The sequence below is a fragment of the Streptoverticillium reticulum genome (genome assembly GCF_047456005.1).
In the GTDB taxonomy this organism is placed as follows: Bacteria; Actinomycetota; Actinomycetes; order Streptomycetales; family Streptomycetaceae; genus Streptomyces; species Streptomyces reticulum.
On sequence record NZ_CP179755.1, the window covers coordinates 7764242 to 7778255 of the forward strand.

At 71.5% G+C, this 14014-nt stretch carries 12 protein-coding genes and 1 pseudogene; 4 read left to right on the forward strand and 9 right to left on the reverse strand.

Translation table 11 applies throughout. The annotated features are described in order from the left end of the window. The first annotated feature begins 10 nt into the window (after window positions 1-10). Window positions 11-985 (forward strand): AEC family transporter, encoded by a 975-nt coding sequence (locus tag ACMATS_RS35300; RefSeq protein WP_414170287.1) that lies wholly within the window; start codon window positions 11-13, stop codon window positions 983-985. Here ACMATS_RS35300 and ACMATS_RS35305 read toward each other — a convergent pair. Together ACMATS_RS35305 and ACMATS_RS35310 are read right to left on the reverse strand one after the other, a co-directional pair. Then, the gene (locus tag ACMATS_RS35305; RefSeq protein WP_414170288.1) at window positions 966-1574 is read right to left on the reverse strand and encodes a TMEM175 family protein; all 609 of its coding nucleotides are present in this window, start codon (window positions 1572-1574) and stop codon (window positions 966-968) included. The two genes, ACMATS_RS35300 and ACMATS_RS35305, sit on opposite strands and share 20 nt — an antisense overlap. A 90-nt stretch (window positions 1575-1664) precedes the next feature. After that, window positions 1665-1931 carry a GlsB/YeaQ/YmgE family stress response membrane protein gene (locus ACMATS_RS35310; RefSeq protein ID WP_390776139.1) on the reverse strand — a complete coding sequence of 89 codons (267 nt, stop codon included), beginning with the start codon at window positions 1929-1931 and terminating at the stop codon, window positions 1665-1667. 121 nt (window positions 1932-2052) lie between these two features. Between ACMATS_RS35310 and ACMATS_RS35315 the strand changes: the two genes are divergently transcribed. After that, window positions 2053-2292, forward strand: a complete 240-nt coding sequence (locus ACMATS_RS35315; protein ID WP_414170289.1) for a hypothetical protein — start codon at window positions 2053-2055, stop codon at window positions 2290-2292. Here the strand turns inward: ACMATS_RS35315 and ACMATS_RS35320 are convergent. From ACMATS_RS35320 to ACMATS_RS35350, 7 genes and pseudogenes are all read right to left on the reverse strand, one after another. After that, on the reverse strand, window positions 2282-3532 hold the full coding sequence (locus tag ACMATS_RS35320) for a cytochrome P450 family protein (protein WP_414170290.1): 1251 nt from the start codon (window positions 3530-3532) through the stop codon (window positions 2282-2284). The genes ACMATS_RS35315 and ACMATS_RS35320 overlap by 11 nt on opposite strands. 331 nt (window positions 3533-3863) lie before the next feature. After that, window positions 3864-5508: pseudogene (locus tag ACMATS_RS35325) on the reverse strand (IS200/IS605 family accessory protein TnpB-related protein). Continuing rightward, on the reverse strand, window positions 5501-6076 hold the full coding sequence (locus tag ACMATS_RS35330) for an IS607 family transposase (RefSeq protein ID WP_414170291.1): 576 nt from the start codon (window positions 6074-6076) through the stop codon (window positions 5501-5503). Before ACMATS_RS35330 ends, ACMATS_RS35325 begins: the two are co-directional and overlap by 8 nt. A 104-nt stretch (window positions 6077-6180) precedes the next feature. Next, window positions 6181-6381, reverse strand: a complete 201-nt coding sequence (locus ACMATS_RS35335) for a hypothetical protein (protein WP_391154408.1) — start codon at window positions 6379-6381, stop codon at window positions 6181-6183. Continuing rightward, a complete protein-coding gene (locus ACMATS_RS35340; RefSeq protein WP_390775303.1) occupies window positions 6378-8120 on the reverse strand; it encodes a pyruvate dehydrogenase in 1743 nt (580 codons plus the stop codon). Before ACMATS_RS35340 ends, ACMATS_RS35335 begins: the two co-directional genes overlap by 4 nt. 37 nt (window positions 8121-8157) lie before the next feature. Then, complete coding sequence (locus ACMATS_RS35345) at window positions 8158-11175, reverse strand: lantibiotic dehydratase (protein ID WP_414170292.1); 3018 nt, start codon at window positions 11173-11175, stop codon at window positions 8158-8160. 100 nt (window positions 11176-11275) lie between these two features. Beyond that, complete coding sequence (locus tag ACMATS_RS35350; RefSeq protein WP_414170293.1) at window positions 11276-11422, reverse strand: hypothetical protein; 147 nt, start codon at window positions 11420-11422, stop codon at window positions 11276-11278. Window positions 11423-11575: 153 nt separating this feature from the next. Between ACMATS_RS35350 and ACMATS_RS35355 the strand changes: the two genes are divergently transcribed. Together ACMATS_RS35355 and ACMATS_RS35360 are read left to right on the forward strand one after the other, a co-directional pair. Continuing rightward, complete coding sequence (locus ACMATS_RS35355; RefSeq protein ID WP_414170294.1) at window positions 11576-12832, forward strand: lanthionine synthetase C family protein; 1257 nt, start codon at window positions 11576-11578, stop codon at window positions 12830-12832. 54 nt (window positions 12833-12886) lie between these two features. Beyond that, complete coding sequence (locus ACMATS_RS35360; protein WP_414170295.1) at window positions 12887-13969, forward strand: alpha/beta hydrolase; 1083 nt, start codon at window positions 12887-12889, stop codon at window positions 13967-13969. Window positions 13970-14014: the final 45 nt, after the last annotated feature.

The following is a 14014-nucleotide window of genomic DNA, read 5'->3' on the forward strand; positions in this document are numbered from 1 at the left end:
TAAAGCATGCATGCAACTGTGGGCAGTGGATCATGGATATCGGGCGATTGGGTGGAGCGCTGTGCAGTCGGTCATATCGGGCTTCGTTCCCATCTGGGCGGTGACGGCGGCGGGTTGGGGCGCGGGTCGCACCGGGATACTCGGCCCGCAGGCCCAGCCCGTGCTCGCCCGCTTCGCCTTCGTGTGCGCGATGCCGGCGCTGCTGTTCCTCACCCTGTCCCAGGCGCCCCTGGGCAGGATCGCGGACCCCGGCGTCGCCGTCTTCGCGCTCAGCCTGGTCCTGGTGTTCGGGGCGGCGCTGCTGCTCTGCCGGCTGCTCTGGCCGATGCGTCCGGCGGACCGGGCCGTGCACGCCATGGCCGCGTCCTACGTCAACTCGGCCAACCTCGGCATCCCGGTGGCGCTCGGGGTGCTGGGGGACACCTCGTTCATCGCCGCCGCGGCCGTGTTCCAGATGCTGGTGGTCACCCCGCTGATCATGGTGATGATCGAACTCGACGCCCACCGGAGCGGGCCGGGCCGCTGGCGGCGCCTGGCGCAACTGCCCCTGCGCAACGCGGTCATCGGGTCCGCCGCGGCCGGCGTGGCCGTCTCCGCGGCGGGCTGGCGGCTGCCCGGAGTCGTCGTCCAGCCCCTGCACATGATCGGCGGCGCCGGGGTGCCGACCGCGCTGTTCGCTCTCGGCATGTCCCTCAACACCCGGGTGCTGCCGGACGCCAAGGGCCTCGCCGAGCGGCTCGTCCTCGTGGCGCTGAAGGTCGCCGTGCAGCCCGCGGCCGCCTACGCGCTCGGCCGCTGGGCCTTCGGCCTGGACCGCCACACGCTGCTGGCCGCGACCCTGTGCGCGGGCCTGCCGACGGCACAGAACGCGTTCATCTACGCCGCCGAGTACCGGCTGCGCACCGACGTGGCCAGGGACACGGTGGTGGGGTCGACGCTGCTGTCGTTCGGCACGCTGTCGCTGATCACATGGCTGCTCGCCTGAAGCGGGGCAGCGCCCGCACGAGGAAGGCCAGCCACAACCAGTACTTGGCAAGGGTGGGTGAAGCGAAAGCCAGCGGGACCGATGTGGCGAACACGGCGGCCAGCGTGGCACTGACGAACACGGTCCGCTTCACTTGCTGTTGGGTCACCCCGGGCGCGCGCAGCGGCCCCGGGGTCAGCAGGCGCAGGCACATGACGGTCATCAGGGAGGAGGCAGTCGCGAGGGTGCCGGCATAGACGGCCGTGGCGGCGGAGGTCTGGCCGTATTCGCTGATCAGCCGGGTCGGGAACGGCAGCGCGGCGATGACGGCCAGCAGGCCGAGCTCCAGGCGCACCATGGTGCGGTCGAGCGTGGCGACCATGCCGAACAGCCTGTGGTGCGCGAGCCACAGCAGGCCGATCACGACGAACGTGAGCAGATAGGCATCGACCTTGGCCAGCACCTCGTGCAGGGCATGACCGAGCTCCGCCGCCGGAAGGCCGTCGGGCACATGGAGTTCGAGCGCCAGCAGGGTGATGGCGATGGCGATCACCGCATCGGCGAACGCCAGCAGCCGGTCCACGTCGATCGCGTACATTTCGCGCGCCACGCCCCTAGGCTGGGGGACGTCGGGTGTGTTTTGCGTATGATCCGTCCGAAACCACGCGATCGGGTGAAGAGTGCACGGACCGGGGGTCGCTCAGTCCCGTGAGTTCCCGAAGAGGATCCGGTAGCCGATCAGCAGCACCAGCGAGCCGACGATCGCCGCACCCCAGGTGGGTGCGTCGAAGAAGTGCTTGGCGATGGGCTTGTGGAGGAACTTGGCGGACAGCCAGCCGCCGAGGAACGCCCCCGCGATGCCGATGAGCGTGGTGCCGATGAAGCCGCCCGGGTCGCGGCCGGGAAGCAGGATCTTCGCGATCGCGCCTGCCAGCAGCCCCAGAATGATCCAGCCGAGGATGCCCATGGTGGTGGTCCTGCCTTCCGTTGTTGCTACGTCTGTACTGTTCACGGACGCATGCCCGGCCGACGGGGTTGCATGCCCCGCGATTGCATACTTGCGTAAGTGCTGAAGTATGGTGTCGATCATGACTCAGGACGGTGTGACGGTGTGGGAGACGGCGGTCCTCGACGGCGGGCCCGCCGACGGCCTGCGGATCCGGGTGACGGACCGGCCGGGTGTCGTCCAGGTCACCCGGCCGTGCGCCGTCGAGAACCCGCCGGCCGCCGGCCCCGCCGTGCAGGTCGCGGCGATCTACGTCTACCGCCGCGACCTGCGGGTCACCGCCGAGCCGCTGCGCTACGGCTTCGACGCGGTCAGCCCCTGACCGTACGGACCGGCAGCGTGCGGTGGCCGTTGGAGATGAACGACTCCAGCGGCCGCAGCTCCTCCGCCGGCACTGCGAGCGCCAGGTCCGGGAACCGCTCGAAGAGCGCCGACAGGGCGATCCGGGCCTCCAGACGGGCCAGTTCGGCGCCCAGGCAGTAGTGCGTGCCGTGGCCGAAGGACAGGTGCTCGCGGCGGCCCGGCCGGACGATGTCGAAACGGCCGGCGTCCTCGCCGTGCACGCGCGGGTCGCGCCCGATGGCGGCGAAGTTGACGACGATCATCTCGCCCCGGCGGATGGTCACGCCGGACTCCGGGACGTGGATGTCCTCGACCGCGAAGCGCGGCAGGACGGTCGCCACCGGAGCCTGGTGCCGCAGCGTCTCCTCGATGACGTCCGGCCATCCGGCCCGGCCCTCGCGGACCAGGTCCAGCTGGCCGGGGTGGGTGAGCAGGTTGACGATGGCGTGGTCGAGGAGATTGACGGTCGTCTCGTGCCCGGCGCCTATGAGCAGCAGCAGGCTGTCGAGCAGCTCCTGTTCGCTCAGCCGGGTGCCGGCCTCGTCGTCGCGCGCATCGATGAGCACGCTGGTCACGTCGTCGCCCGGGGTCTCCCGCTTGACGGCGACGAGCTCCGTCAGCAGCCCGTACACCGTCTGCACGTTCGCCATGGCCTCCTCCGCGGAGGCGCTGGTGTCGAAGAGGCCGCCGACCGCGGTGCGGAAGGAGTCGTGCATCCCCTCGGGCACGCCGAGCAGGGTGTTGACGACGCGCAGGGGCAGCAGCCACGCGAACGCGGCGCGCAGGTCGACCACGCCGTCCTCGTCCGGGGCGAGCGCGTCGAGGAGTTCTGCGGTGATCTCCTCGACGGCCGGGGCCAGGGCCCGTACGCGGCGCGGCCCGAAGGCGGTGCCGATCAGCCGGCGCAGCCGGGTGTGCTCGTCGCCGTAGGCGGTGAGCGCGTTGCGCACGTCCACCCAGGAGCGCAGCGGCCAGTCCTCGGGGATCTCGCCGTCGATGAGGGCGGGCCAGTGCCGGTGGGCGTCCTTGGAGACGCGGGCGTCGGTGAGCAGTCGCTTGGCCAGGGCGGAGTCGGTCACCGACCAGGCCTGCACGCCACCGGGCAGCTCGACGCGCGCCGCGGGCCCGAGGGCGCGCAGCCGGGCCGCCTCGCCGTGGACGTCGGAGGCGGCCGGGTCGAGGGTGAACGGGCAGGCGGTTGCGGTGTGCTGAGTGTTCATGTGCTCTCTTGCTGCGGGTACGGGGACGGCGCCCCGGCCCGGCGCGGTCGTGCCGGACGGCACTTCTGACGCTTCGTCAGTTCCCCTGGCCGGTCCGGCGCGGCGGACTCATTTCTATCACCGGGGCACAGCGGGGCGATGTGAGGGGGATCTCCGGAAGGCCGGCTCCGTGGGGGTGGCGCTACGGGACGCGGATGGCGTAGAAGCCGCGCCCGAACGTGGCGGCCACCAGCCGGTGGGCGGTGTGGTCGTACGCGATGCCCGACACGGACCAGCGGGAGGCCGGAGCCGAGGCGGTGCCAGCCGCGGGCCGTGCGCGCGAACACCGTTCCTAGAGACTGAGCGGGAGTGAGTCCTGTTGCCAGAACCCATGCTCAGCCGAACACCCCGAACGGTCTTGGGTGTTCTGGTCCACCGCGTTCACTCCGCGTCCAGCGCGCACGGATCGTGTCCGCGGTCCGGGGATGCGGGGGCGGCTTCCCTCGCTCCCTCGGTCGCCGGGTCGGGCCTGGGCGGTCCGATGCCCGTGCACATCGCTCTGGTGTGCACGGGGCGGTGTCGTCCGTCGCCTGATCCGGTATCCGAGGGCGCGCCTGCCGATGGCCACCGAGGCGGCGGCGTGTCGGCTGCTCTTGCGGGTTTTGCCGGTGAGGGGGGCTTGCCAGTGCCGGGCGCCCCAGGCACTGGTGTACGCGGGATCGACTGCGATCACGCCGATGCCGGCTTGCGCGGACATGGACAGCAGACGTGCGCGCAGGCGGCCGGTGGGGATGCCGGAGATGAGCTGTCTGAATCGCTTGCGGCTGCCGTGTTTCTCGCGGGTGGTGGAGTCGGTGAAGTCGAGATCTTCGATCGCGATGGCCTGCACGCCGGTCTGTTCGGCCCAGTGCAGGAGGCGGGTGAGGGCGTGGCGGAGCTGGGCGTCGCGGTGCGAAGCGCTGCCGGTGAGCTGGTAGTCGAAGCGGCGGGGTGTGCCGAGGGGGTTGCCGTGTTCGTCGAGGCGCCATGCGGCGAGGTGGTCGGCGTTGGTGTCCACGGCGATCACGCCGCCTGCGCGCAGCGCGGCCAGTGACACGACGGGGAGGTCTTTGCGGGTCCAGGAGGCGTCTAGGTACCAGCGGTCCCGGACTGTGTCCAGGTGGATGCGGTAGGCCACGGCCCGGTTCGCTTCGATCCTCTCTCGCCATTCGTCGCCCCGGTGCCGGAAGGCGACCGTCGCGGCCAGCACGTACCGGCCGTGCTTCGCGTTTGCGTGCTCGATGAGAGGGCCGGGCGGCTTGATGCTGATCTCGCCGTCGGGGCTGACGCGGATCGTCTCGTTCCCGAACCTTTTGCCGGACTCGCCGTCGGCGGTCAGGAACCACCGCGCCGCCTCCCACTGTGCTCGCCACTGTGCCTCGGTCAGGTTCGCGGCGGTGAGGTGGTGACGGGTGCCGAGCAGCCGGCGGCCCCCGCGTGTGATTGACACGCGTCCGGCGTTGCGTTCGGTCGTGGCCTGTTCGTACCGCTCTTCGAGGATCGCCAGGCGCCGGGACTTGTGGAGCCACTCGTGCGAGGACCGATAGCCGCCGGGCTTGCCCTGGCTGCCCTTCTCCCCGACGGGCAGGGACAGCCGGTGCCGGATCATGCGGATACCAGCATCCAAGGACTTAAGGTGCGCGTGCTGCGCACGCCGGGACAGGCCCCACTGGTCGTGCGTGCTGGACGTGATCGAACCGGCCCAGCGGGAGGACGACAACGCCGTCAGATCGCGTTTGCGCTCTGCCCACGCGTCGGTGGAGTGTTTCCAGGCCGTCACGGCACCTGCGGGCCAGATCACGCGAGGCCAGTGTGCCCAGGTGCGCGCCGACGAGCCGCAACACCTTCTCGTCCTCGGCTGTCAGTCCCTTGAGACGGTCGCGGATGCTGACACCCCTCGGGCCGTCGGCGACGAACGGCCGGGCAATGTGCCGCAGCGGCCTGCGCTGGTCAGCCATGCTCGGCAGCCTCCAGCGCCTTGCGGGCACGGTTCTTCGCCGACCGGCGCCCGTACAGGCGGGCACAGAACCAGGTCAGTACCTCCGCCATGTCCCGTGCCAGGTCGTCCTCGGCCTCGCCGTCATCCAGCACGACCAGACGGCGCCCGGTCGCGGACAGGGCGGCCTCGACCAGCTCGACGTTCATCCGGCCGAGGCGGTCCTTGTGCTCCACCACTACCGCCTGCACGGCAGGATCGGCAAGCAACCGCTTGACCTTGGAACGGGCGCCGTTCGTGCCGGAGGCGATTTCGGACTCCACTCGCACCACTCGATGGCCTGTGGTGGCAGCCCACCGGGTCAGCCGGGCGACCTGGCGCTCCAGATCATCCTTCTGGTCGTGCGAGGAGACGCGGGCATACAGACCCAGCCCGCCGACTGCCCCGGGCGCGGAGCCGACCCCCACGTTCACGAGGATCGTGCGCGGGCCGACCCGCTGAGCCGGTACAGGCAGCGTCCCCTCACGGAACCAGCGATACGCGGTCTGCGGATGCACGCCCTGCGTCTTCGCCCATTCCGTGAGGTTCATGCTATGACAACGACACTCACTTATACATGGTTACGCTCACTTACCCGACTTCGAGAGCCGACACTTGAAGACCTTTGAATGGCCAGTGGTTGAGGAGGGGTAATTCAGTAGCTGAGCGAGGCGAGACCGCCGAAGACGGTGGACTGCGGGACGTGCAGCATGCCGTCGAAGGCCTCCAGGACGGGCGTGTGCAGGTACGCGCCCTGCATCCGGATCCGGTCAGGCCCGGGCGACGAGCGGGGCGCGCCGCGCAGTGCGGCGAGACCGGCCCCGGGGGCCGCTGTGGCGAACGCGGCCTCGCTCACGGCCGTGGCACGTTGCGCAGGTTGGAGCGTGCCATCTGGAGCATGCGGCCCACCCCGCCGTCCAGGACGATCTTCCCTGCGGACACGGCGAATCCGCCGACCATCTCCGCGGTGATCTTCGGGGGGATGGACAGGGCGTTGGGGTCCGTGACGACGTCCACGAGCGCCGGGCCCTTGTGCCGGAAGGCGTCGCGGAGCGCACTGCGCACCTGCTTGGGCTTCTCGACCCGCACGCCGAAGGCGCCCGCCGCCCGGGCGATGGCGGCGAAGTCGGGGTTGTGGTTGGTGGTTCCGTAGGAGGGGAGGCCGCTCACCAGCATCTCCAGTTCGACCATGCCCAGCGAGGAGTTGTCGAACAGCACCACTTTGACCGGCAGGTCGTACTGGACCAGGGTGAGGAAGTCGCCCATCAGCATCGTGAACCCGCCGTCGCCGGACATCGAGACGACCTGGCGGCGGCGGTCGAGTAGTTGGGCGCCGATGGCCTGCGGCAGGGCGTTGGCCATCGAGCCGTGTGTGAAGGAACCGATCACGCGGCGGCGGCCGTTGGGGGTGAGATAGCGGGCGGCCCACACGTTGTTCATGCCGGTGTCGACGGTGAACACGGCGTCGTCGGCGGCCTCTTCGTCCAGCACGGAGGCCACGTACTCGGGGTGGACCGGCGTGTGCTTCTCGACGTTGCGCGTATAGGCCTTCACGACGCCTTCGAGGGCGTCGGCATGGTTCTTGAGCATCCTGTCGAGGAACTTCCGGTTCTCCTTGGGCCGGACCTGCGGGGTCAGGCAGCGCAGCGTCTCGCGGACGTCGCCCCACACCGCGAGGTCGAGCTTGACGCGCCGGCCCAGGTGTTCGGGCCGCACGTCGACCTGCGCGATCCGTACGTCGTGGGGGAGGAAGGCGTTGTACGGGAAGTCGGTGCCCAGCAGGAGCAGCAGGTCGCACTCGTGGGTGGCCTCGTAGGCCGCGCCGTACCCGAGCAGGCCGCTCATGCCCACGTCGTACGGGTTCTCGTACTGGATCCACTCCTTGCCGCGCAGGGCGTGCCCGACCGGGGACTTCACCCGTTCCGCGAACGCCATCACCTCGTCGTGGGCGCCCGCGGTGCCGCTGCCGCAGAAGAGGGTCACCTTCTCCGCCTCGTCGACCATGCGGGCCAGGGCGGCGATCTCCGCGTCGCCGGGCCGTACCGAGGGGCGGCTGGTGACCAGGGCGTGCTCGGCGGTGCGCTCGGGGGCCGGTGCCGCGGCGATGTCGCCGGGCAGGGCGATGACGCTCACGCCGCCCTGCCCGACCGCGTGCTGGATGCCGGTCTGCAGCACCCGGGGCATCTGGCGGGGGCTGGAGACGAGCTCGCTGTAGTGGCTGCACTCCTGGAAGAGCCGGTCCGGGTGCGTCTCCTGGAAGAACCCGGTGCCGATTTCGCTGCTGGGGATGTGCGAGGCGAGCGCGAGGACCGGGGCCATCGAACGGTGCGCGTCGTACAGCCCGTTGATCAGGTGCAGATTGCCCGGGCCGCACGAGCCCGCGCACGCGGCGAGCGTTCCGGTCAGCTGGGCCTCGGCGCCCGCGGCGAAGGCGGCGGTCTCCTCGTGGCGGACCTGGATCCACTCGATGCCGCGGTGGCGGCGCACGGCGTCGACGACCGGGTTGAGGCTGTCGCCGACCACCCCGTAGAGCCGCTGCACCCCGGCGCGTACCAGGATGTCCACGAACTGTTCGGCGACCGTCTGCTTCGCCATGCGCGCACCTGCCCTCCGTGGCCGTCTCCTTCCCCCATCAACCCATGGAACGCGCGGCTGTGCCATCGGCCCGGCGGCGTCCGCGGCGGATCTCCAGGGCGCCGCGGGCGATGGCCCGGGCCCGGTCCTCCGCCTCCGGGTCGATGCCCAGCAGCCGGTTGTGGTGCAGGTGCACCAGGCCCGTCAGCGCCACCCGGCGGTCCACGGCGGGCAGGGAGCGCAGGACCTCGCCGTAGCGGGACAGCGCAGGCGCCCGCTCCGGGCTGCCGGGCAGCGTGTGCGGCAGTTCCGCCATCAGTGCGGCCGCCTGCCGGCGACGGTCGCGCACGGTGTCGTGGGCGGGGGAACGGGGATAGGTGGCCAGGTGCCACTCCTCGGCGTGCTCACGGCCGAGGGCGTGCTGCACGATGTCGAGCATGTTGAGGGCGCCCAGCAGCTCCGGTTCCGTCGTCAGGCGGCCCGATTCCAGGGCGCCGAGCTGTGCCAGCACGGCCTTGCTGTCCGCGCAGAACGCCTCCTCGGCCGCCGCCGCCGCGGCCCGGCCGCCGTAGCGCTCCCACTCGGGCTCGTAGGAGTCGAGCACCAGACGGCCGGCCAGCCCCGAGCGCCGCAGGTCCGCGAACCAGTCGTGGACGCGGGGCAGCAGCTGCCGGTTCAGGGCCTCGGGGTCGCCGTGGAAGCGCAGGCGCAGGTGGGGGCCGGGGTCGCGGTAGCGCAGGAAGAACCAGCGGTCGGTCCCCTCGGGGAGCGCCGCCAGCAGGCGGGGCACGTGACGGGTCAGCAACTCGTTCTGCCGGTGCGTGGATCCGTAGAGCTTGGCGTACAGCCACTCGCCGCCCGGTGCTTGCGACCGGACGGCCCGGAGCGGCGCGCGCCGTGCGGGCTGTGGAGCAGTCGGCCGCGGTGAGAGCAGCGGGAAGACGACCTCGGCGGCATGCGCACCGTCCTCCCCGGAGAACCACCCGTACGCGTGCTCCTCCTCCGGCACTTCGCGCAACACCGCCTCGGGCGAGCGCAGCACGTCCTGCCGCAGCAGCCGGATGTGCAGCCCCGCGGCCAGGTTGAGCTCCAGAGTGCGGTCGGCCACGCACAGCTGCACCCGGTCCGGCACACCCCAGCGCTCGCGCCAACGGCCGCACTCGCGGCGCCAGATGTCGTCCGGCATGGTGCTGTCGGCGAAGAAGGGGTCGGTCATGCGCCAGCGCGCCGGGGCGAGCACGGTGCGTCCGTAGCGCACGCGGGGGGCGTACGGGGCGGCCTCCATCGGGCCCCAGTCCCACCCGAAGCCCGGCCGCACGCCGGACAGGCGGATCTCGCGCAGGAACCGGCCGAGGTTGGAGACCTGTGCCGCCGGGTTGAGCATGTTCCAGGCGAGCGGCACGATCCGGCGGCCGGTGCTCGACGAGACCAGGTGCAGCCGTGTCGTGTCGGCCTCCACGGCGAGGTCGTCGAGCCGTACGAGGCAGGGGTCGGCGGGGTCGGCGAAGGAGCCGACGACGATCTGCCGGTCCAGCCATCGCGGGACCCGGGTCAGGTTCGCCGAGCGTGCGTGGACCGTGCGCAGGGAGAGCTGGGCGCAGTCCGCGCCGTCGGCCTCGGCGTCCCGGCACGCCAGTGCGGTGCGCCGGGCCGCATCGGGCAGCAGGCGGGAGAACCGGCCGATCGTCGCTCCGGCGTGGTCGGCGCCCGTCCCCGGGGTCAGCCAGAGGCGGAAGCGCCCGGCCGTGAGGTCGTCGGCCGATCCGGCCAGGACGCGGGTGTACAGCTCCAGCGAGGCGGGCGGCGGCAGTTCGGCATCGGGGCTCAGCCGGGCGACGAGGTCGTCGTCGAGGACGACCTCGCGCTGCCCGGCCAGGGCCGCGCTCTGCGCCAGTTCGATGCGCAGCTCCGCCTGCGGCGTGATGGCCGGGCGGGGCGGCTTCTCCCGTTCGCCGGGCGGCATGAGATACCCGGCGGGCACGCCGAGTCCGCAGTCGGCGTCGAGCAGTTCCCGCAGCGGGACCGCACGGCCGGTGCCGTACTGTTCGAGGAAGTCGCCGTGGTACTGGGCGAGATGGGGCACCGCCGGGGACAGGGACATCCGCCAGAGGGCCGTGGCGGCACGCTCGGCCTCGGCTGCCACGCCGCCGGGCAGGCGTACCTCTGCGTCGAGTGCCAGGTCCATCTGCAGTGGCCGGTCGGAGGCGTGCAGGCGCTGCATCCGTTGCGCCGCCGCAGCGGTGTCGGTGCCGAGCTCGCGGTGGACGGCGGCCAGTTCGGTGCGCTCGGGGATGTCCGGGAGACGGCCGAGCGCGTGGGCGAGGGGGTCGGCCGTGCCGGGGTCGGGGCGGAGTTCGGTGAGCAGGAACTCGTGCTCGACCATGTGCGTCAGGAGGTCGTCCACGCGCGAGGCGGGGACGGACGGGAAGTGTTCGGTCATCCTGCGGCGCAGCTCGCCGTGGACGACCGGGCCGGCGGCGAGTGCGAGGGCGGCCTCGACGGCGGCCGTGTGCCGGACGGAGACCTCGGCGACGGCCCGGCCCGCACAGGGCAGGACGAGCCGGTCGCCGCGCACGAAGGCGAGATCGTTGACCGTGACCCGCAGCCCGGGCAGGACGTCGGGCCGCGTCTCCAGACGGGTGAGGAGTTCCGTCAGCCAGGCCATGTCGGGGCGCACCACCGCCCGGTGGGCCCGGCCGAGCCGGGCCTCGGCAGTGTCCGAGACCTGCACGGCGGCGACGCCTGAGAACAGCCCGAAGGGCGTGGGCCGCGACGCCATCCGGATGCAGTAGCGGCTCAGCGAGAGCGCGGCGCTGCGCAGCCGCTTCAGTTCCACCGGCCTGCCCTCGCGCACCTCGGCCACGGTGCGGGCCAGGGACGGGCTCGCCGTCGCGACGGCCTCCTCGACCTCCGGGCGGGAAGCGAGCCCCGCGATGTACCGGGTCAGTTGTTCGTGCTCGTCGGAGTCCCCGGGGTGGAGATATGCCCAGGTGTTCCGGAGCGTTTCACGAGCGAGAACCGGAGCCCTCAGCAGGGCGATATCCGCGCAGCGGAAAATCGGTGCCGATACGGACACTGAAAAGCTCCCGAAAAGAAGGCGGAAAAGAATTCGGACAGGCGGCCGGGCCGCTTTCCCGGGTGTGAGGGAAGCGGCCCGGCGGGGTTTTGCCTGCTTTTTAGCAGTGCATTGCGGTGCAGAAGCAGGTGCCCAACGAGGGGTGCTGGGCCAGGGTCTCGTCGGTCGGGGTGGCGATCTCCTTGAGGTCCAGGTCGAAGGCGTCGGCCTGGATCATGTCGATCTCTGCAAGGTGCATCGTCTTCATTTTTTCTCCTTTGATCGGACCGGGGGAGTCCGGCGTGATTCGAACGCTAGGACACGTTTACGATCTTCGTCAAACCGGGGCTGGAAAGCCCTGGGCGAAGTGTTAAGGGATTGTTTCCGGCTCGTTCCGGAATTGCTGAGGAGAGGAAAATCGATGACGAATTCCAGGCTGCAGGCGGGCGTGGCGGCGGCGGAGGCGGCGGTCGAGGCGGTCGCGGACCGGCTCGGCGACCCCGGCCGCGTCCCCGGAGCCGTCTCGCTGGGCGAGGGCCACCCCGGGGTGGCCCTGCTGCACGCCAGGCTCGGGCGCGAGGACCCCGCCCGGCGCCCGGTGACGCACGCCCACCTGGCCGCCGCGGTGTCCCGCCTCGGGAGCCCGCAGCCGGCCGCCGGGCTCTACTACGGCGTGCCGGCCCTGGCCTTCGCCGTGCGCTCCGCGGTGACGGTGCCGCAGGACTACGCCCGGCTCCTCCCGGCGCTGGACGAACGCGTCGCCCGGCATGTGCGCTCCGTCCTGGCCCGGGAGCGGGCCCGGCTGGCGGCCGGGACGGCCGGACCCGCCATGGCCGCCTACGACGTGATCGGCGGACTCGCGGGAATCGGGCGCTACCTGCTCGCCTGCGGCGCCGGACAGCGGGAGCTGCTCCGTGAAGTCCTCGAATATTTCGTGGAGTTGTGCCGCCCGCTGCGGAACGGCGGCCGGACGGTGCCGGGGTGGTGGGTGCCCGGGCCGCCGTCCCCGGCCGCGGCGGACGGCTACCCGCGCGGACACCTCAACCTCGGCCTCGCGCACGGCATTCCGGGCCCCTTGGCCCTGCTGGCCCTCGCCCACCGGGAGGGTGTCGTCGTACCGGGGACGGACGACGCCATGCGGCACATCGTGGGCTGGCTGCGGAAGCACCGCCTGCAGGACGGCGGGACCGCCTCCTCGTGGCCTGCGTGCCTGGACCCGGAACACGGTCACGGGCGCGACGGTGTCCATGCGCCCCGGTCCCGCTCCGCGTGGTGCTACGGCGCACCGGGCGTCGCCCGCGCCCTCCAGCTGGCGGGCCTGGCGCTGGGCGAGCCCGGGTGGCAGCGGGAGGCCGTCGACGCCGTGCTCGCCGTGCTGGAGCGACCGCGCCGGGAGTGGGAGCTCCCGGACGGCATGATCTGCCACGGGACCGCCGGGCTGCTCCAGGTCGTCACCCGGATGGCCCAGGACGGCGGTGACGCCCGGCTGCACGCCGCGCTCGGTCCGCTGGCCGGGGAGGTCCTGGCGCACCGCGATCCGGCGCGGGAGTTCGTCTTCTCCTCCCTGTGCGGCTTCCTGGAGGGGGCGGCGGGCACCGCCCTCGCGCTGGCCGACCACCTGGCGGGACCCGTGACGGACGGGGGCCTGCCCTGGGACGCGGCGTTGTTGATCGCCTAGCGCAGCAGGTGCGTTCCGGGGGACCGGAGGCGAGAATTCCCTTGGAGAATTGCGATGTCCTACTCGCCCGGAAGCACTCACCGATCGAAGGCGCGTGATCGAATATCACGCGCCAGGAAGTGGTGCCTGGTCCTGGCCTCCCTGGTGGTCCTCGGGCTCATCGCGTGGCCGGTGCTCGACCACTTCGATGTCTTCTCGGACAAGGGCGAATCCATCAGGTTCGGCAAGAAGCCCAGCAGCGGGCAGGCGACGCAGCGCACCGACCCCCGGACGCGGATGCCCACCGGGCCCGAGGCGGACTTCCGGGTCGAGAGCACCCTGGACGACGGCACGAAGATCGCCGTGACGACCCTGCACGGCGCCAAGTCGGGTTTCACCGGCCCGGTGTGGGTGTGGGCCCCGAAGCAGTACGACGACCCGGCGTACGCGAAGAGCGGCTTCCCCGTGATGATCGCCCTGCCCGGGGGCGCGGGCTTCCCGAAGAACTACTGGATGGGCACCGACCTGCATCTGCAGTCCTCCATCACCACCTGGGCCGAGGAGGGCAAGAGCCTCCCGTTCCTCGTGGTCATGCCGGTGCTGAACCCGGTTCCCGAGAGCAAGGGCGTGTACTACGACGCCAGCGACATCCCCGGCCAGCCGAAAATGGGCACCTGGCTCACCGAGGACGTGCCCGACCTGGTCAAGGCCAACTTCCGTACGCTGAGGTCCCGGGACGGCTGGTGCTTCATGGGCTCGTCCACCGGCGGCTTCGCGGGGCTGAAGTCCGTGCTGCAGAAGCCGGACAAGTTCAAGGCCGTCATCGCCTCCGGCCCGGACATCGTGCCCGACTCCCGGCTGTGGGCCGGCCACGAGCAGGAGCGGCAGCAGAACAACCCGCAGGTGCTGGCGAAGGAGCTGATCGCCGCCGGCGGGCCGGACGTCTACATCGCCTTCCAGGTCGGCACCAAGGAGAAGAAGGCCATGGCGGACGTGAAGCAGTTCATCGCCACCTACAGCAACACGGGTCCCGTCCACACGATGCTGCGCGAGATACCCAACGGCTCGCACAATGCGCGGACGTACGTGCCCAGCATGGGGGAGGGGCCCATCCAGTGGATCAGCGCGCACATGGAGGCACCGGTCCCGCACCCGTGACGGGCTCACCGGACCGGCGCCCGCCGGGTGGCCGGGCGCCCCCGG